This is a genomic window from Micromonospora sp. CPCC 206061, from assembly GCF_036906915.1.
GTDB lineage: Bacteria > Actinomycetota > Actinomycetes > Mycobacteriales > Micromonosporaceae > Phytohabitans.
The window spans coordinates 1-17,105 of the sequence record NZ_JBAKHX010000117.1; the positions used below are offsets into that span (position 1 = coordinate 1).

The 17,105-nt window shown below is 69.0% G+C and carries 21 protein-coding genes and 1 pseudogene; 8 read left to right on the top strand and 14 right to left on the bottom strand.

Features of this window, described 5'->3' with window-relative positions; translation table 11 throughout:
* Positions 1-363 (top strand): hypothetical protein (locus V6V89_RS38305; protein ID WP_334624577.1); only part of this gene is annotated, 363 nt, incomplete at its 5' end.
* Positions 364-497: 134 nt separating this feature from the next.
* On the opposite strand, the gene V6V89_RS38310 is transcribed toward V6V89_RS38305, so the two are convergent.
* The 3 genes from V6V89_RS38310 to V6V89_RS38320 all read right to left on the bottom strand — a co-directional run bounded on the left by V6V89_RS38310 (position 498) and on the right by V6V89_RS38320 (position 2,039).
* Positions 498-1,142: a YceI family protein gene (locus tag V6V89_RS38310; protein WP_442935301.1), complete on the bottom strand. Its 645-nt coding sequence runs from the start codon at positions 1,140-1,142 to the stop codon at positions 498-500.
* 127 nt (positions 1,143-1,269) lie between these two features.
* Positions 1,270-1,494, bottom strand: coding sequence for a hypothetical protein (locus V6V89_RS38315; protein WP_334624579.1), 225 nt, complete (start codon positions 1,492-1,494; stop codon positions 1,270-1,272).
* Positions 1,495-1,667: 173 nt separating this feature from the next.
* The gene (locus V6V89_RS38320) at positions 1,668-2,039 is read right to left on the bottom strand and encodes a hypothetical protein (RefSeq protein WP_334624580.1); all 372 of its coding nucleotides are present in this window, start codon (positions 2,037-2,039) and stop codon (positions 1,668-1,670) included.
* On the opposite strand from V6V89_RS38320, the gene V6V89_RS38325 reads away from it, so the two are divergent.
* A complete protein-coding gene (locus V6V89_RS38325) occupies positions 2,026-2,244 on the top strand; it encodes a hypothetical protein (protein ID WP_334624581.1) in 219 nt (72 codons plus the stop codon). The two genes, V6V89_RS38320 and V6V89_RS38325, sit on opposite strands and share 14 nt — an antisense overlap.
* A 423-nt stretch (positions 2,245-2,667) precedes the next feature.
* On the opposite strand, the gene V6V89_RS38330 is transcribed toward V6V89_RS38325, so the two are convergent.
* The 4 genes from V6V89_RS38330 to V6V89_RS38345 form a co-directional block, all read right to left on the bottom strand.
* Entirely contained in the window at positions 2,668-3,063 is a 396-nt protein-coding gene (locus V6V89_RS38330) for a VOC family protein (RefSeq protein ID WP_334624582.1), read from the bottom strand.
* 408 nt (positions 3,064-3,471) lie between these two features.
* Complete coding sequence (locus V6V89_RS38335; RefSeq protein ID WP_334624583.1) at positions 3,472-3,753, bottom strand: hypothetical protein; 282 nt, start codon at positions 3,751-3,753, stop codon at positions 3,472-3,474.
* Between the two features lie 212 nt (positions 3,754-3,965).
* Entirely contained in the window at positions 3,966-4,088 is a 123-nt protein-coding gene (locus V6V89_RS38340; RefSeq protein WP_334624584.1) for a hypothetical protein, read from the bottom strand.
* Between the two features lie 232 nt (positions 4,089-4,320).
* Positions 4,321-4,650, bottom strand: coding sequence for a nucleoside triphosphate pyrophosphohydrolase family protein (locus V6V89_RS38345; protein ID WP_334624585.1), 330 nt, complete (start codon positions 4,648-4,650; stop codon positions 4,321-4,323).
* A gap of 164 nt (positions 4,651-4,814) precedes the next feature.
* Here V6V89_RS38345 and V6V89_RS38350 point away from each other — a divergent pair, with 164 nt between their 5' ends.
* Together V6V89_RS38350 and V6V89_RS38355 are read left to right on the top strand one after the other, a co-directional pair.
* Positions 4,815-5,174 (top strand): hypothetical protein, encoded by a 360-nt coding sequence (locus V6V89_RS38350; RefSeq protein ID WP_334624586.1) that lies wholly within the window; start codon positions 4,815-4,817, stop codon positions 5,172-5,174.
* 90 nt (positions 5,175-5,264) lie between these two features.
* Complete coding sequence (locus tag V6V89_RS38355) at positions 5,265-5,999, top strand: ASCH domain-containing protein (RefSeq protein ID WP_334624587.1); 735 nt, start codon at positions 5,265-5,267, stop codon at positions 5,997-5,999.
* A 96-nt stretch (positions 6,000-6,095) separates the two neighbouring features.
* Here V6V89_RS38355 and V6V89_RS38360 read toward each other — a convergent pair whose 3' ends face one another.
* Both V6V89_RS38360 and V6V89_RS38365 read right to left on the bottom strand, forming a co-directional pair.
* Positions 6,096-6,449, bottom strand: coding sequence for a tyrosine-type recombinase/integrase (locus tag V6V89_RS38360; RefSeq protein WP_334624588.1), 354 nt, complete (start codon positions 6,447-6,449; stop codon positions 6,096-6,098).
* 353 nt (positions 6,450-6,802) lie between these two features.
* Positions 6,803-9,064 carry a helix-turn-helix transcriptional regulator gene (locus V6V89_RS38365; RefSeq protein ID WP_334624589.1) on the bottom strand — a complete coding sequence of 754 codons (2,262 nt, stop codon included), beginning with the start codon at positions 9,062-9,064 and terminating at the stop codon, positions 6,803-6,805.
* A gap of 85 nt (positions 9,065-9,149) precedes the next feature.
* Between V6V89_RS38365 and V6V89_RS38370 the strand changes: the two genes are divergently transcribed.
* On the top strand, positions 9,150-9,557 hold the full coding sequence (locus V6V89_RS38370; RefSeq protein WP_334624590.1) for a hypothetical protein: 408 nt from the start codon (positions 9,150-9,152) through the stop codon (positions 9,555-9,557).
* 100 nt (positions 9,558-9,657) lie between these two features.
* Here V6V89_RS38370 and V6V89_RS38375 read toward each other — a convergent pair whose 3' ends face one another.
* Positions 9,658-11,397 (bottom strand): Hsp70 family protein, encoded by a 1,740-nt coding sequence (locus tag V6V89_RS38375; protein ID WP_334624591.1) that lies wholly within the window; start codon positions 11,395-11,397, stop codon positions 9,658-9,660.
* A gap of 103 nt (positions 11,398-11,500) precedes the next feature.
* Entirely contained in the window at positions 11,501-13,093 is a 1,593-nt protein-coding gene (locus V6V89_RS38380) for an SAM-dependent methyltransferase (RefSeq protein WP_334624592.1), read from the bottom strand.
* Positions 13,094-13,469: 376 nt separating this feature from the next.
* On the opposite strand from V6V89_RS38380, the gene V6V89_RS38385 reads away from it, so the two are divergent.
* Positions 13,470-13,874 carry a type II toxin-antitoxin system VapC family toxin gene (locus tag V6V89_RS38385; RefSeq protein WP_334624593.1) on the top strand — a complete coding sequence of 135 codons (405 nt, stop codon included), beginning with the start codon at positions 13,470-13,472 and terminating at the stop codon, positions 13,872-13,874.
* A gap of 18 nt (positions 13,875-13,892) precedes the next feature.
* Here the strand turns inward: V6V89_RS38385 and V6V89_RS38390 are convergent.
* Positions 13,893-14,102: pseudogene (locus V6V89_RS38390) on the bottom strand (macro domain-containing protein); the annotation flags it as partial.
* 197 nt (positions 14,103-14,299) lie between these two features.
* The gene (locus tag V6V89_RS38395; protein WP_334624594.1) at positions 14,300-15,013 is read right to left on the bottom strand and encodes a TetR/AcrR family transcriptional regulator; all 714 of its coding nucleotides are present in this window, start codon (positions 15,011-15,013) and stop codon (positions 14,300-14,302) included.
* A gap of 113 nt (positions 15,014-15,126) precedes the next feature.
* Here V6V89_RS38395 and V6V89_RS38400 point away from each other — a divergent pair, with 113 nt between their 5' ends.
* Entirely contained in the window at positions 15,127-16,089 is a 963-nt protein-coding gene (locus V6V89_RS38400; RefSeq protein WP_334624595.1) for a hypothetical protein, read from the top strand.
* Entirely contained in the window at positions 16,086-16,238 is a 153-nt protein-coding gene (locus tag V6V89_RS38405) for a hypothetical protein (protein ID WP_334624597.1), read from the top strand. The genes V6V89_RS38400 and V6V89_RS38405 overlap by 4 nt, the downstream gene beginning before the upstream one ends.
* 258 nt (positions 16,239-16,496) lie before the next feature.
* On the opposite strand, the gene V6V89_RS38410 is transcribed toward V6V89_RS38405, so the two are convergent.
* Positions 16,497-17,105: DUF3592 domain-containing protein (locus V6V89_RS38410; protein ID WP_334624598.1), on the bottom strand; the 609-nt coding region annotated here is incomplete at its 5' end.

Genomic DNA, 17,105 nt, shown 5'->3' on the forward strand with positions numbered 1-17,105 from the left:
CCCTACGCCCCAACGGCCGACATCCGCTCACCCGCGACGAGCACGGCCGTACGGATCTGCCGCACCGAGGGTCATGAGGGTGTCCTGCCCTGGTTTGCAGAGGCCAGCGATCCAGACACAATCGTGACGTCCCGAGCGGCCGACTACACCAACGACCCCGTCGCAATCGTCGAGTGGCTGGCCAGCCGCAACCGCCTGGACCTGGTGGATGGCTACGGCCGACGGTCCAGTGCCCGCCACCCCGGGACCGGCGATCGCCGGGACCGTGGTGCGGCCGCGGCCAGAAACGGGGACCCCAACCCGAACAACGGCGACCTGGTGATGTCGATGGGCTGGGCAATCGCCGCCCTCACCAGCCGCTGAAGCAACCCGCCTCGGTCATCGACCTCGGCCGTACGCTGCTCGACATCCTGACGGCGCTGGAGGAGTGGGCGAACACACACCGCGACGACATCCGCGCCGCCCACGACCGCCCCTCGCCTGAACCCGCGCAGGCCCTACGGGCCGGGCTGGCGGATCCCCTCGCCCGCGATCTCGATCCGGACCGTCTTGCCCACGAGCACACCGCCGCTCTCCAGGGCGACGTTCCAGAGCAGTCCGTAGTCCTCCCGGTTGATCTCCGCTGTGGCGCTGAAGCCGAAGATTTCCTGGCCGTACGGGTCGCGGCGGGCGCCGCCGAACTCCACGTGCAGGTCAACCGGCCTGGTGACGGCCTTGACGGTCAGCTCGCCGGCGAGCACGAACCGGCCAGGCGCCCGTTGCGGCGACGGGTCGCCACCGGTGCGCAGACCCTGCCGATGTGCCTTCAAGCGTGCCCAGAAGAAGATCGGATCCTCGGTCTCGTGCCGTTTGATCCCGGTACTGCGGTACTCCAGCGTCGGGTAGGCGGCGACGTCGAGGAAGTCCGCGCTGCTCAGGTGCGCGTCCCGCTCAGCGTTTCCGGTGTCGATGCTGGCCGTTTCGATGGTCGCGGTCACCGACGACGCCAGCGGGTCGTCCGCCACGGCGATCCACGCAGTCGCCGCCGTGAACTCGCCTCGGACCGGGCTGACCATCATGTGCCGAGCCAGGAAACCGACCCGCTTGTGGGCGGGATCGAGTAGATAGACCCCCGGCGCCGGGATGGTCAAGCCCTCCCACATCCGGGTGGCAGGACCGGTCACCGTATGCACCCCCATTCCGCACGTACCCCCGCGCCCAGCATAAAGAGGCAGGTCAGAAGGATGGCGAGCTGATCATGGGTGCTCGTGACGCTTCTCACCACGCGACCTAGTCGGGCGGTACGGCGATCCGGTCACACAGCGCGTCGAGGCCGTCGTCGCCGACCACCGCGCCCTGAGCGTGCGCCGAGGTGAACCGCCGGCCGCCCAGCGTCAATCTGCCGGCGGCGAGGGTCCGATCGATCAGCGGCGTGAGTGCCGCCGGTACCGGACGGCTGCGTACCTTCTGCCCGGCGCCAAGCAGTGCAGCGGCGGCCTCCGGGTCCCGCCGCACGAGGTATCACGCGTGGCTCTGGAGGGCGTCGGCGAGTGCGTCGCGGTCCCGGGTGTTCTGCGTAGTGCCTCGCGCAAGCCCCGGCGGGTCGCGCTGGGGAGATAACGTTCGCCACCGCCGAGCCCGGGAGCTGCGTCGCCGAGGTGACAAGGGCGCCCTGATCAGGGACAGGTTCACCGCGGCGCTGATGGGGATCGCCACCATGACCAGGAGAATGCCAGCAGCGCCGCGGCGCCCTTCTGCTGCTGGGCGTGGATGGTCCGCAGAGTGCAGTCGCCGGTCAGAACGAACCAGTCGATGAGGTAGCGCGCGCCGTACAAGCCGACGTATGCGACGCCGAGGGCTATGTCGAAGCCGCGGAGGCTGCCGGCCCAGGTCGTGAAGTCGCTGGTCATCGCGCCGTACAAGATCAGCGCCACCGAGCCCAGCACTGCGGCGCTTTCCAGCCCTTCGGTCAGCCCGCCGGACGCCACCGCGGCCCGCAGGTCGCCCCGGACCGCAATGCTGTGCGGTGATGGTGTCCAGCGTGATGTGAGCCAGGCCAAGGCCGCCGTGGTCCACGGCGTCACGGAACTCGGCGAGCCACGGGTCGAACGCGGCAGTGTGCTGCGGCTGAACCAGATAGTTGATCTGGAACGGGGGTCGGATGGCGCCGACGGCGCCGCGCAGCAACGTGTCCCGGCCGCCCTGGACCGCCACGGCCAGCGGGGCGCCGTGGTTGTCCTGACCACCATGCGCGGCGGCCAGTAGTGCCGGATGCTGGGCGATGGTGGGGTCGACCAGCCGGCTGAACGACGACGCCCAGAGCACGGTGTGACCGCTGGTGGTGAAGTCTTCCCGGACGACGGCCGGCCCGGGCACTCCGAGGCTGACGTGGGTGATGTCGCCCTGCACCACCTCGGCGTAGGCCGCCATCACCTCGGTCTCGAAGCCGAGATGGCCGAGCGCGGCGGCGATCTGGTAGCAGACCGGCACACGTCCCGGCGGTTGGGGGCGTCATTGCTGGCAGCGGGTTGGCGGCGGCGCCATCGTCATGGCGGCCGGCCGGTAAAGCGCAACAGCAACCCGCGCGCTCATGCTGAGAGAAATGCGTTCGTCCAACCGACGGTGGCAGGCTGCTGGGAGCAGCGGGTGCTCCCAGCAGCGCTGATCTACCTTGACTGGCCTTGACGGTTAGGACTCGGTGACCGGCGAGGCGATTCCCACGAGGACGCCGTAGGGGTCTCTGACATAAGAGACCACCTGACCCCAGGCGGTGTCGTGCGGCTCGGCCAGGGCGGTGGCACCCGCCGCGACCGCGCGGGCGAAGCCGCCGGCGACGTCATCGGTGATGAAGGTGAACTCGAGCCCCGCCGGTGGCATGGCAGGGTCGAGGGCGGCGTAGGGAACTGGTACTGCCTTCGCCCCTAGCCGGTGGCTGGTAAAGGCAAGCGCCGTGCCGCCGGTATCGAGCTGGGCAAAATCGCCCGACTCGTGAACGAACGCGCGGGCCAGCCCGAAAGCCCGCTCGTAGAAGTCAACAGCTCGGACCACGTCCGAGACGTACACGATGGCGTAACCAAACCTCATTGCGGCTCCCAGAAGATCAGTACGGAATACGGTCCAAGACCATCACCGAGCCGGCGCAGCGGTCTTGAACGAATCAGACGCCACGCCGTAGATCACCGTGGTGACGGCATCCGCACATGCCGCCGGCCGTGCACGCCAGGCGTCCGAGCAAAGTCACGCAACGTTAGTGCGGCTCGCCGGCACGATATGCGCGCTCTTGCTGCTGGGCGGGTGTACGGCGCCGGCCGATACCGCTGCAACGACTACACCTCAGCATCGCCAGTCCGCCGTCGCACGGCGATTTCGGCAGCAGCTACAGCGGCCACAGCGGCTGGTCGTACGCGCCGCAGCACCGGGTGTTCTACCGCTGGCTCGACGGTGCGGGTATCGAGGAACGCGCCCTGCCCGCAGCACGCCAACCGGCATAGATCAGGAACACCCCTGCTCGGTGAGGTCGGCATCGGCCGGCCCAATCGCGCCCACACCGCTGCCATCCAGCCCATCGAGCCCGAAGCCCGGATCAGCGCGGACGGCCGGTACGTGGTTTTCAACGCGCCCGGACAGTCCATGCCCGACGGGTACCGCTGCGATGACCAGGTGTACGTCCGTGACCGGCACGCCGGGACCACCCGTCGCCGGGGAGTGGCCGATCTCCAGCGGAGGTGGGGAGGTCAGCGCGGAGGGCCGGTACGTCACCTTCGCAACCAGCACGCTCTACCAGGAGTACATCGTCATGCGTCGTGACCGCTGGACGGGCATGACCGTCACGGTGAACCTGGCCACGGACGGAACCACCCTGACGCCGGCCTTCTCTCCGACCATCGCGGCTGACGGGCGGACGGTGGCGTGGATCAAGAGGAGGTGCTCCGTACGCCCGAAGAGGCCTTGCTGGTCGACGCGGTGTATGTGCGGCGCCTCCAGCGTTAGCAGTACCCGATCCCGGCCCGGTCAGCATCGAGATCTGCCAGGGAGATCTCCGGATCGAGCATCCGTACCATGTGGACGGTGAGCGGTCGCAGCGCGAACACCGGCGCGGGCCGCGTCACCGTCCACCGGTACCTCGTAATAACTCTCCGCGAAGCGCCGGTAGGCGCCGGGCGTGGCGTCCAGCAACACCGCGAACAGCGCGCTCGCACCGTATCCCGAACCGCTCCTGTCCTTTGCCATCGAGGTGTCTCCGCCTGCCAGCGAACTTTGTCCCGGTGAGGGTTTGTGCCATCGATGTTTGTCCGGCCGGGTGGAACTGGCCCTCAGCAGAGGAATAAGCAGATCCCCGGTTCAGCGGTCGTCGCCGGTGCCGCTTAGCACGCCGCGGCCTTGGCGGCTGGCCAGCTTGGCCAGGTTGGCCGTCGCGATGTCATCGAGCGATAGGTCAAGGTAGTCGGCGAGGACCGCGACGTACCAGAGCACGTCACCGAGTTCTTTGGTGATGTCGGCGCGGTCGATCCGTGACTCGTCGCTGTCAAGGTCGCGGATCCATTTCTTGAACTTCTCGGCGATCTCACCGGATTCGCCGACCAGCCCGAGGACCAGGTGGAGCAGCTCGTTCTTCTTGTCGCGTGGAGCGGCGGTTCGGAGGGCGCCGCGCTGGTACTGGTCCAGATCCATGGCGGACCATTATTGCCGAGCTCTTCTGCCGGCCGACCGGGCCCTACTGCGACTCGCAGGTCGTCTCCTTGCCCCATGGGGATGTGTCCCCTGTGCCAGCGAACTTTGTCCCCGTAAGGGTTTGTGCCATCGAAGTTTGTCCGCCGAGTTGAGACGATCGGTATGTGCGCGGGCATATCGACGCTGGTGAGGCTGGCATCGGCCGTACCGGCTTCGAGATCGAGTTCGTCGAGGTGGCGGGATCGCGCTGTCGTGGCTCGTTGTCGCAGTGCTGGACGGTGAAGTTCGAGGAGATGGCGCCGGTACGCGGTTTCGGCTGGTCACGGGGGCAGAAGCACTTCCCGGGCTGGTGGTGGTCGGCGTCCACGGGCCAGCATGTGGGGTTCGAGTCGTGGCTTGAGTGTGACCATGCGATGCGGCTGGACTTCGGCCGTGAGGTGGTGGCGTTCTCGTCGCAGCCGTTCTGGCTGTATTGGCAGGCCGGGTCATCCGTCGTCCGCGCGGCGCCCGGGAGCCGGGCGTGACGGTGTGCTGCAGACCATGCCGAGGGTCTTCAGGCCTATGAGATCAAAATTTGTCGAGGAGTCCGGCTGGGCCGATTTAGGGTCAGCGCCATGGTCTCCATGAAGCTCTTCGACTCCGAGCGCCACGTCATCGAGGCCGCGGAGCGGCTCGCTGCAGCTCTCGGGAGCGACCCGAACCACACGGTAGCCGCGGCGGCGATGGACACGGCCGGCAGGATCTATGAGGCGGTCAACGTCTACCACTTCACCGGCGGACCGTGCGCCGAACTCGTCGTGCTCGGTGCTGCCGCAGCAGCGGGAGCTGGCCCGCTCGTCACAATCGCCGCTGCGGGGGACCAGGGTCGCGGCCTCATCCCGCCGTGCGGCCGCTGCCGCCAAGCGCTTCTCGACCTCCATCCCGACGTTTTCGTCGCCGTACCGACCGACGACGGGCCGACACTGCGCCCGATCCGGAAGCTTCTGCCGGACACCTACTTTTTCCCCGATGCGGATGCGCGTCGAATTGTTCGGTTTAACAAGCGCTACTACGAGGACATCGCCACCGCGCGGAAGACCTCCACCGTCCGCTACGACGATCCGATCGCGCCGGGTCCCGCAATCTTGTTCTTCGAGGACGACGAAGCCCACCGCACGTTGAACGGCACTGTCACCGGCGTCGAAAGCCACCGGCTCGATCGCCTCACCGCTGAACAGGCTCGGCTCGATGGCGGCACGAGCATCGACCAGCTCAAGACGGGCCTCCAGGACCACTATCCCGGCCTGCCCTCTGATGCCGAAGTCGAAATTGTGACGTTTACGGTTGAAGCGCCTGGAGCCATGCAGTGATCCGGCGTAGATAGTTCCCGACGATGGGATCTCAGGGCGTTCTCGCTGCGATCCCCGTAGCGCGCCCTTTGCTGATGTCGGCGTCACATCACAGCTTCATGTTGAATGAGTGCCCTCAGGATGCTTCCCCATCTCGGAGCCCTCGGCGTCCGCGGGTAGCCGGCGTGGGGCGTCGTAGAGCGCTTCCACCTTCTCCGAGACCGCGAAGTACTCGTCCGCGACAGTCCGGTCGGCGATCCGCGCGTAAACACGGGTCATGGACAGCGACCGGTGGCCCAGGAGTGCGGCGATGGCTTCCAGGGACATGCCCCGGTTGATTGCCTGGGTGGCCAGGGTGTACCGGAGTTGGTGGGGTGTGACCCGGCCGAGGCCGGCCTGCTGGGCGGGCGGCCTTGCGGGCTGCGGCTTCGACGCGGGAGGCGTTGACTGGGCGGCCGCCTGGTTGGCCACCCGGGGGGACTGGGACTTTCCCCGCCAGGACACTGGCCAGCCGAACCGCAAGCCGCGGCGGTCGCGGGGATCCGCCAAACCCGGCCAAGTAGGTCACCAGGTCCGCGCACCGCTCGGGGGCAAGGTCCTCGGACCGACCCCGACGGGCCGCGATCCGAGTGGATAGGCGCGATGCCGATGTGAGTGTGGCGATGGCTTCGGCGATCAGCGCCGCCGCGCCCCGGCCTGCCGGGCTCGAGCAGCGTCTTGTGCGTCCACGAGGCGGTGCCGACCTTGATCTCACCCATGCCATTCATGGATCTCCGGCGATCGGATCGGTGAACGCGCCGCGGCCGACGGTCGGGCCCAGCCGGTCAGTGGCCGGCCGCCGCCACCCATCCGGCGATCTGGGTGCGGGAGGTGAAGCCGAGTTTCGTCAGGATGTTGCGGACGTGGCTCTCGACGGTCCGTTCGGAGATGAACAACCGCGCGCCGATCTCCTTGTTGCTCAGCCCTTCGGTCACCAGCCTCGCCACGTCGGCCTCACGCCTGCCGAGGACACCGGAGGCAGATGCCGGAGGCCGAGCGGCCGGGGCCGTCTCGCGCAGGGCGAGCCGCACCGCGTCGGCCCGGCTCAGACGCCGCCCGGCTTCGAGCTCCGCGTCGAACGTCGCCGGGCCCAGCGACGCCCGTACAGACGAAGCCGCCCTCGTCAGCACGGGCGCCATCCCGGCGTTGACGGTGGCTCCGGCCTCGGAACGGAGGTGTTGCATCGCCCCGAACAGCCGGGCCGCGAGCCGGGGCTCGCGGGCCGCCGCGCAGCAGCCCAGCGCGCCGAGCAGGTAACCTTGGGCGACCCGGTCGTCCAGGTCGTGTGCGATCCGCAGCCCTTCGGTGAACCGCGGCTCGGACCCGGGGACGTCCCCGGTAGCCAAGGTGGCGAAGCCCTCGTTCATCAGCATCATGCCGAGGCTGTAGCGGTCCCCGGCCGCACGGCTGCGCCGCACCCCTTCCGCCGCCGCGGCCCGGGCGGCGTCGAGGTCGCCGTCGGCGAGCCCGTTGAGTGCCCGCGCCTGCAACACCATCAACGTCGACCCGAGGTCGCCGGGGGCGACGTCGCGGGCCTCGCCGAGCAGGCGCCGGGCGGTCACGCGGTCGCCGGTCATCGACGCCGCGATCGACGCCATCGCCAGCGACTGTGACAGCACCTCCGGCTGTCCGGCGGCCAGGGCGACGGCCTGGTCGAGGGCGGCCGTCGCGGCCGCGGCGTCGTTCTGCAACACGGCGAGAAATCCACGGGCGAAATACGCCCACGGTGGCGCCGGCGTGCGGGCGAGCAGTTCGTCGAGCCATCGCACACCCTCGGCGGTCGCGCGGGTCACCCAGTACCAGAGCAGCGCATCGGCCAGGGCGACGGCGTGCCGCAGGTCACCCCGATCGCGGCACCTGACGAGCACGGCGCGGACGTTGTCGGCCTCCACGTCCATCCACCGAAGCCACTCCACCAACCGGTGCCTGCCCTCAGCCGCGAACGTCCGGCACCGCGACAGGTAGTGCGAGAGGCAGCGGCCTTCGGTGGTGTCCTCCTCCCCGGTGGCGCGCAGTTGGGCCCGCGCGTACTCCCGCATCGTCTCGTGCAGCCGGTAGCAGGCGACCGCCGCGACGTCTTCCTTCATCACCAGCGACTTGTCCAGCAGCGACGACAGCAGATCCAGGGCGCGACGGGCCGGCACGCCGCCGAAGCAGCACACCGCCTCGACGTCGTCGAGGTTGAACCTGCCCGCGAACACGCACAGCCGTGCCAGCAGCGTCCGCTCGTCCGGCGTCAGCAGGTCGTAGCTCCACTCGACGGTCGTGTGGAGCGCCTGCTGCCGTGGCAGCGCGGTCCTGGAACCTCCCGTGAGCAGCGCGAACCTGTCGCTGAGGCGGTCACGGATCTGCTCGGGGCTCAGCGCCCGCGTCCGGACCGCCGCCAGCTCGATCGCCAGCGGCAGGCCGTCGAGCCGGCGGCACACTTCGACGACGGCCTCCACGTTGGCGGCGGTCACCTCGAACGTTCCCGTCGCCGCCGCGGCCCGCTCGGCGAACAGACTGACCGCTTCGGTGTGCCGTACGTGCGTCAGCGGCTCGGTGCCGTCCGGCAGCCGCAGCGGCGGGACGGGCAGCACATGCTCACCGGCCACCGACAGCGGCTCGCGGCTGGTCGCGAGCACACGCACCCCGGGCGCCGACCGGATCACGTCGTCGACGAGCCCGGCGACGGCGTCGAGGACGTGCTCACAGTTGTCGACGACCAGCAGCAGCTCCTTGTCCCGCAGGTAGATCCGCAGCAGCCGCTCCGGGCTCGCCGAGGCCTGGTCGCGCAGGTCCAGCGCGGCGACGACGGCACCGACGGCCAGCGCCGGGTCCCGCACCTCGGCGAGCTCCACGACCCAGGCGCCGCCCGGGAAGGCACGCGCGAGCCCGGACGCCGCGCGGACCGCCAGGCGGGTCTTGCCGACACCACCCGGCCCGACCAGGGTGACCAGCCGCGCCGCCGCCAGCTTCGCCCGGACGTCGGCCAGCTCCCGTCGCCGCCCGACGAAACTCGTCGCCGCGACGGGAAGGTTCCCCGGTCGGTCGGCGGGCCTGGCCACGATTGGAAGCTACTACACCCGGCTCAGTACCGGCTCAGTACCTGCACTGATGGCCGGAACACGCCCGCCGCATACGTTCGTCGGCATGACTGACGCACACACCTCCGACCTTCCGCTGTGGCGGCTGAACCTGCTACGGGCCGGGTACGCCCTCATCGTCGTCGGCCTCGTCGTCGTGCAGTGGCCCCGGCTCGTCGGCGTCGCCGACAGGCCGCTCATGGACGGGGCCGTGACGTGCATGCTGGTGGCGCTGTCGTTGGTGTCGCTGCTGGGGCTCCGGTATCCCGTTGCTATGGTGCCGGTCCTGCTGTTCGAGTCGGCGTGGAAGCTGATCTGGCTCGCCCTGGTCGCGGTGCCGCAGGGCGGTGCGATGGACGCCGCGACGCGGGAGGTCGCGGTCTCCTGCTCTCTGGTCGTGCTCATCCTCGCCGTCATCCCGTGGCGTTTCGCGTTCACGCGGTACGTAACGCGGCGAGGGGACCGGTGGCGCTAACCGCAACCTCCGGATCAGCTGGAGCCAAGCCGTAACCCACACCGAGACGTCGGCTTGCCACGCCTGCGGTGCCGAAACGCGTAGCAGGCGCGGCCCGGGCTCAACGCACACGGGTCCACACGCTCGTTCCCGCGCCGTGGAACTCTAGCCGGTCCGCGGAGCAGAAGTATTCTTCCGGCCCAGGCACGAACGCCAGCGGGATCTGGTTGTCCCGTTTCCCGTTACGGTACAGGGTAGCTGTCCCCTTCGCCCTGATGTCGGAGATGTACTCCTTGCCGCCTGTGTGCCGAACGCGGAACGTGGCCGTCCCTCTGACCAGCTCGGTCCATCGTGCGCCGTCATGGTTGGCGACCTTTTCCGTGCTCTTGTTGAAGTCGGCCGTGGCTGTGCCGTCCGGCCGGTAGGTCATGATGGCGCCGGCCCGGCCGGTGAGCGCGACCCGGTCGCCGTTGATCGTGTGGAAGGAGGTGATTGATGTGGACCGCCAGGTGCCCACCGCGCACGGGTCGAGGCTGGGCGCGAACGGCGGCGTCGGCGACGGTGTGGGGGATGGGCTCGCGGCGGCGGGCGTCGTCGGGCTGGCGCCCTGCTTCTGTTGGCCGTCGTCGCCGAGGGCGGCCGCCGCCACGCCGGCGGCCGCGAACACCACTGCGGTGGCGCCGAGCGTGAGGATCACCGCGGGCCGGCGCCGCGGCCGGGCGGGGGCCGCTACCGGCAGGATCGGGGGCCAGGCCGCCGCCGAGGTCGTGGGCTCCTCCTCGGGAACCGATTCCACGGTACGGAGGCTGCCCTCGGCCACCGCCAGTTCGGGCTGCTCCACATTGGTCGGTGCGATGCCGAGCGCCCGGTGCAGGAAGGTGGCCACGGCGGGGATGCGGCTGGACCCGCCGGCCAGGAAGACCGCGGCGATCTCGTGCGCCTCGATCCCGGCGCGCTGGAGCACCAGCCGGACCGCCTCGACCGTCCGCTCCAGGACCGGTCCCGCGATCTGCTCCAACTCCTCGCGACCGAGCGGCGCGTCCGCGTCGAGTAGCGGTACGTGGATGAGTGTGGTCGTGGCCCGGGACAGCATCTCCTTGCCGGCCCGCGCGTTGTCCCACAGTTGACGGCTGGCCCGCCGGTCGCCGGTGGTCTCCGGATGCACCAGCCGTTGCCACAGTGCCGCATCCTGCGCGCCGACGGTCTCACCGAGTCTCGCGACGATGGCGGCGTCGATGTCCAGGCCGCCGGCGTCCGGAAGCCCTTCGGCGGCTACGGTCGTGAAGCCGGTCGCGGTGCGCCGTAAAACCGACGCGTCGAAGGTGCCGGCGCCGAAGTCGTACACGACCGCGCAGTGGCCGACCGGGACCTGGCCACCCGCCGCATCGACGAAGAAGCCGGCGGCGGCGACCGGCTCGGTCACCAGGCGTACGGTGCCCGGGAGGGCCTGGGCGGCGGCCGCGAGCAGCACGTCGCGGCGCCGCGCGCCCCAGGCCGCGGGGCAGGTGAGGACCACCTCGGTGACCGGATCGGAGGCGATGACGGCGACCTCGGCGGCGACCCGGCGCAACGCCGCCGCGATGAGGTCTGGAACCGGCACCTGCGTCTCGCCCAGTAGCACCGTCTCGTCGTCGATGCAGCGCTTCGGAAAGGGCTCGAACGAGGCGGGAGATGCCAGCGAGGTGTGCAGCGCGTCCCGGCCGACCAGCAGCCGGGCCGCTGGGTCCAGGCAGACCGCGGAGGGCAGCAGCGGTGAGCCGTCGAAGAGCAATGGACGGGGCTCCCGGCCGGGCAGCGCCACGACCGCGACTGTGTTCGACGTACCAAAATCGATGCCCAGCCGAACTCCCGCAGCGCTCACGGAGGCCACCGTAGCGTCTACCCGCACGAAATTGGGTGGCCGGCGGAGCCGGCAAGATTAGCGCCCACGGCCGCGACGCGCGCGGCCGCGGGCGCTCGCGGTATCAGCTGCGGGACGCCACCACCCGCGCGAACGTCAACGCGCGTCCGGCGTCAGCCCGGACCGTGGTTGCTTCGTCACGGGCCGGACCGACCGTCCATTCCGGATCACCGAACTCCGCGCACACCTCGCACCACAGCAACCAATCCCGCCAGCCGTCCTCCAGACTGTCGGCGGTCTCCACTTCGACGGCCCCGCTTCGCTCCCAGGTCCGCCGCCACCATTCTGGGGTTCGAAACGTCCAGAAATCCGCGCCGGCCCACGCCGCCAGGTGCTCCGGCACCGGCTCCACGTCGAAATCGACGCTCGTCGCCGGCGCGACCATTCCGAGTTTTCCGCCCTGACGGACGCACCGGGCCAGCGTCGGCAGGTACCGGACGTCGGTGCCGAAGTAGTGGTATGCGTCCACACTGACCACCGCGTCGAAGTACCCGTCGGCGAACGGCAGCTCGTGCGCCTCGACCCGAAGCGGCGTCACCGATCCCGCGCCCGTATCGGCGTGGAGCACCCGCCGCCAGTTGTCTCCCGGCGCGATCCACAGATCCGCGGCCGTGACGTGCGCTCCGAATTCGCGGGCCAGGAACACCGACGTCAACGCCGTTCCGCAGCCAAGGTCGAGCACACGCATCCCCGGCTCCAGCTGCATCACGTCGGTCAGCCACTCGGCGAGCCACAGCGGCTGCGGTCCCATCACGTTGGCCATGACCCACGCCGGGTCGTACGCGGCGCTGCGCGGATAACGCGGCAGCGTCAGCCGCTCGGCCAGGGCGCCCGGCGCGGCGGTCGGCGGCTTCCGCAGGGAGACCTGCGTTGGGCTGTCTCCGAATTCCTCCGGCTTGCGCGCCACGACCCGTGCGAATCCCAACGTCTGCCCGGCATCGGCCCGCAGCATCACGACGATGTCGGCCGAGCCGCGATCCGGGTCGGTTGCCAACACCGCCTCCTCCCACGCCAGCCAGTTCGCGCCACCGTCTGGGAGGAGATCCGCACGTTCGACGTCCACCTTCTCGGTGGACTCCCACAATTGCCGCCACCACTCCGGAGTGTGGAACCCGTTGAATTCCCAGTTCCACCCCGTTTTGAGGTGATCAGGCGTCCGTCCGGCCAGCTCCCGCCTCACGCCGGGGGTAACGACGCCGACCTGCCCGCCGGGCCGAAGGAACCGAAGCAGCGACGGCAGGAACCAGTGATCCGTGCCGAAATACTCGTACGCGTCGACGCACACCACCGCGTCGAAGTATCCGTCGGCGAACTTGAAGTCGTGCGCGTCGACGCGCAGCGGGACCACCGAGTCTTCGACACCGGCTGCGCGGATCCGGGTCCAGTTGTCGGATGGGTCGACCCACAGGTCCGCCGCGGTGACCTGCACCTGGTACTCGCGGGCGAGGAAGACGGATGTCAACGCGCGTCCGCAGCCGAGATCGAGGACGCGCATGCCCGGCCGCAGGTCCATTACGGCGGTCAGCTCATCGACCAGCCAGAGGGCATTCGGGCCCATCTGGTTCTCGAGAATCCAGTCAGCCGGGTAGGTGCCAGCACGTGGCGCCGTGCTCACGGCGATGCGGTTCTGGATGTCGTGCAGGGAAGAGTCGCTCATGGCGAAGAAAGGTCCTTTGTCGAGAGAGGAAGGACCCGAGAACTGAACAGACGAAGATGCGCGGCGTCAGCCCCGGGCACTGAAGGCGGGGATGGCGGAGGCGCTGCACACGGCAGCACCGAACTGGACGGTCATCAACCCACCTCCTCACGCCTCGAGAGGCTCATATCGAGCTCGCGCACGTTACCAGGCCGTCCCTCTTGAGCGCAAGATCCGACATATCTGGGTGATTCAACGTCGGTGAGGTCGACGACAACAACAGCGCTTACGCGACGGCTGAGGCCGGTCGTCGACGCCCGCTCGTGCCGATGTGCCGGCGTGGTCGTTGGTGCGCCGGGCGGCTCAGTCATGGCGTCGTCGCCCTTACTCTGAAGCGATGGCCCGCTACGTGATCGACGCCATCACCTTGCTGCATCTCGTCGACAACGCTCTCGCCGTCGACCGCGGTCATCAGTTGGTCGCACCGAACATCATTCGCTCGGAGGGATTGCAGCTGCTGTGGCATGACGTCCGTCGAGGCAAGCGCACGGACCGTGCAGCGCTGGAGGCTCATGAGCGGATCACGGAACTCAAGATGCGACTCCTCGGCGACCGGGTGTCGCGCGCAACGGCCTGGCGGATCGCGCGTCAAGAGAACTGGGACACGCTGCGCGATGCCGAGTACCTGGCGGTAACGCGGTTGCAGGCAGACGCTCTGGTCACGGTCGATCCGGACATGGCGGCCAAGGCCAAGAACGTCGTTCCGGTGGCGCCCCTGCTAGCCCTACTCGCCGACGAGTAGCAACAGCGGTAGCCGCCCCGCGGTGGTTGCCACCGCTTGTCCGACCTGCAGACCTCGCCCGTAACGGCTTGCGCGGAGATCGCGGCACTCCTGCAGAATCGCCGGGCCTCCCTTGCGGTGAATCGCCCCGTCGACTCCGCCGCCGCCCAGCAGCGACGAGCTCGCCGCGTTGACGATGGCGTCGACCTGCTCGGTCGTGATGTCACCGGTGACCAGCTCGATCCGCACTGTATTACCTCTCACGCCACGCCCGCTGATACCGCGTCCATGGCCGGGGATTGCTACGCGGTTCGCTCGGCGAGCCTGTGGGAAGACGACAGCTGCGTTGGCCTCTTTCTATGCCGCTGGTCGCGCGTCGATCACCCGTGCCACTGGGCGTGGGCCGTCCGGTGCCGAACGACCCGGACTGCACCCGATTTCGGAGGTCAGGACCGTCGAGTTGTGATCAAGGCGGCGAGTTCGGTGTCGATGACTTCGGCGGCGTAGGGGGTGGCGTTTGGGGTGATCGGGCGTAGCAGGCCGAACACCTCCATGGACACCAGGCCGTGCAGGTGCACGAACAGGTCGAGCCAGACGGCGAGGACCTCTGTCGGGATCGGTTGTCCGTGCCGGTCGGACCAGGTTTCGAGTTGTTCGGCGGTGCCTGGTGACAGGCGGGTGGCGCGCCGGTGCAGTGTGTCGGGGTCGAGGCGGCCTTCGGCGTAGGCGCGGGCGAGCAGCGCGAGGGCGCACTGGCCGATGCGGGTGCCGGCACGCACGGTGTGTTCCGGTGGTGCGACGTAGCCGGGTACCGGTGTGCCGTAGGCGAGCCCGAACTCGGCTGGGTGGGCCACCGCCCAGGCCCGGTACGCATGCCAGAGCCCACGCAGTGCCTCTGCGACGTCGTCGTGTGCGCCGCCGGCTTCGACGGCGTCGGCGTGCGCGTCGAACGCGGCGACGATGAGGTCGGTCAGCAGCTCGTCCCGGCTCGGGAAGTAGCGGTATAGGGCGGAAACGGCGATTCCGACGTCGCGGGCGACGGCGCGCAGGGACAGGCCGGCGGCGCCGGTGCGGCGCAACTCCTTGAGGGCGGCGGTGCGGATGGCGGCGAGCAGCTCCTGTCGGCGGCGGGCCCGCAGGCCGGTGGAAGCGGTCGTCATCCGGTCATGGTCCCACAAACGAGAACACTGTTCTTGACAGGCTGAGAAAGGAGAACGATGCTCTCAATAAGAACATCGTTCTTGTCCGGTCTAACCTTTCGGGGAGTTCCTCCATGACCACGGCCGCACCGACGACGGCACCGACCGCCGTCCGTGACCTGTTCACCAACCGATGGCTGCTGCTGTTCCTCGCCGCCTGGGCGGCCGCGACCGTCTACATCTTCACGACCGACCGGTCTGTGCTGCCGCTCAGCGACCAAGAGCCGATCGGGTACTTCTCCGGCATCGTCGGCGGCGTCGTCGGCATGGCGTTCCTATTCCTGCTCGCGCGGCGCCACGCACCGCTCGATCACCGCAACGCCCCCGACTTCCGCAACCCCGGCAAGGAGACCGCCGGCCTGCTGGCGTGGATGGCGGCAGTCCTGGCGGTCGGCAGCGTGTTCGATATCCGCACCCACATTGCATTCGTCGGGCTCGCCCCCGGTGCGCAGGCCGTCTGGGACCAGCAGACCCCTGCGACCACCCTGACCTGGGCGATCTTCAACTTCGTCACCCTCGCGGTGCTGCCGTACTGGTTCTTCCGTTACCGGTTGGGCTACCGTCCGGACAGCATGCTGCTGCGATTCGACCGGCCGAAGGTGTGGATACCGTACGTCATCCTCGTCGGGCTCCCGCCGATCTTCTTCGTCGCCACCCCGGAGTACTACACGACCTCCGTCACCGGGCACGCGCTCACCCTCGTGCTGTTCACCCTCGGATCGTTCCTGCCCATCATGATCACGACTCAGTCGCTGCTGACCCCGCGGCTGTCGGTCCTGGCGCGGTCGTGGGTGACCGGATCGGTCCTGTCCGCCCTCGCGTACGGCGCCCTCAACATCACCGAGGCGTTCCTCTCATGGGGCTCACTCGCGCAGGTCGCCCTGTCCCTGGCCTGGTTCATGCAGGTCGCGTTCTGGGGCCTCGCGAAGGCCGTCACGACGCTGCGGACCGGCAACGCCTGGCTGCATATCGCGACCACCCACACCATCCACCTCGCCGAGGCCCCCGCCGTCGCAACCACCTTCAACGCGCGATGACGGCGACTGCGCTGGCCCACGCCGGGCACGTCGCACCCCACGGCGGCGCCAAGGCGTTCATCGGGGTCGCGCTGCTGCTCGCGGGCGCGGCTACGGCACTGTGGTGGGCTCGCGGGTATCGGCCTCGGCATCGCCACATGGAGGACTGACTCCCGGCATGCCCGCCGTCATAGGTGCCGCGGAGCACGCCGACAATGACCTTGCCGTTCGCACAGTACGGATCAAGGCGTCCGGATATGCCGCGATCCGCTCGTCACCGAAGGTGACGACGGGTGCCGCTCGCCAGCGTCCCGCCGGGCGGATGACAGTGCCATGGCGGTGGGCCCGACAGTTGTCGGCTGCCGCAGTCAGCCAGTAGGTTCGGCGGGTATTCCCATGGAACATGGTGGCCGGTGATGACCCCCGGCTCATCGTGGCATTTCCTTGCGTCGCAGGAAGAGCCACGCCGTGACGCAGGCGGCCGGAAACAGCGCGGCGCCAGCCAAGGTGGCGACCGCCATATCGCGTGAAGGTCGGTGACTGGCCGGTTCCACGACACCGTTTGGGGAGGAAGGGTTATAACGGATCCGGACGGTACCGCCTACAGCCACCTCGTTGGGCCGGCATCTGCAGTCAGTGCTCACAGCCTGGCCGTCGCGGGCGTGGAACTCGACCGTTATCCGGTCACCTCTGCCGCCAGTTGAGATGTCGACAACCTTGGCCTCCGTGGTAACGCCTTGGGTGATCAACCTATGATCGACGCTAAATCCATAGATGGACATGCCGAGAAGGGCCACGCCTCCGACGATCGCGTTTGTGCTGGTCCGGTCGTCCTCGGACAAACGCGGCCACTGCCTGTTCCCGGCCGGCAGGTCAAGTTCTGCGCTCCTGCGTGCTGGCGGATCCTCGGTTACGGTGGCGGCATGTCGCGCGAGGCCTGGATCGCGGTTGCTGTTCTCGGCGTGATCGTCGCGCCCGAGTTCCGCAGTTCGTAGGCACGCGAGTGTGATCGGTTCTGAGTCGTTGCTGGTCAGCGA

Bases quoted from the DNA above. Each gene is read 5' to 3' on its own strand.
- V6V89_RS38385 (WP_334624593.1), top strand. From the start codon at position 13,470: ATGGCCCGCTACGTGATCGACGCCATCACCTTGCTGCATCTCGTCGAC.
- V6V89_RS38380 (WP_334624592.1), bottom strand. From the start codon at position 13,093: ATGAGCGACTCTTCCCTGCACGACATCCAGAACCGCATCGCCGTGAGC.
- V6V89_RS38405 (WP_334624597.1), top strand. From the start codon at position 16,086: ATGACGGCGACTGCGCTGGCCCACGCCGGGCACGTCGCACCCCACGGC.
- V6V89_RS38395 (WP_334624594.1), bottom strand. From the start codon at position 15,013: ATGACGACCGCTTCCACCGGCCTGCGGGCCCGCCGCCGACAGGAGCTG.
- V6V89_RS38400 (WP_334624595.1), top strand. From the start codon at position 15,127: ATGACCACGGCCGCACCGACGACGGCACCGACCGCCGTCCGTGACCTG.
- V6V89_RS38370 (WP_334624590.1), top strand. From the start codon at position 9,150: ATGACTGACGCACACACCTCCGACCTTCCGCTGTGGCGGCTGAACCTG.
- V6V89_RS38355 (WP_334624587.1), top strand. From the start codon at position 5,265: ATGGTCTCCATGAAGCTCTTCGACTCCGAGCGCCACGTCATCGAGGCC.
- V6V89_RS38310 (WP_442935301.1), bottom strand. From the start codon at position 1,142: ATGTGGGAGGGCTTGACCATCCCGGCGCCGGGGGTCTATCTACTCGAT.
- V6V89_RS38345 (WP_334624585.1), bottom strand. From the start codon at position 4,650: ATGGATCTGGACCAGTACCAGCGCGGCGCCCTCCGAACCGCCGCTCCA.
- V6V89_RS38330 (WP_334624582.1), bottom strand. From the start codon at position 3,063: ATGAGGTTTGGTTACGCCATCGTGTACGTCTCGGACGTGGTCCGAGCT.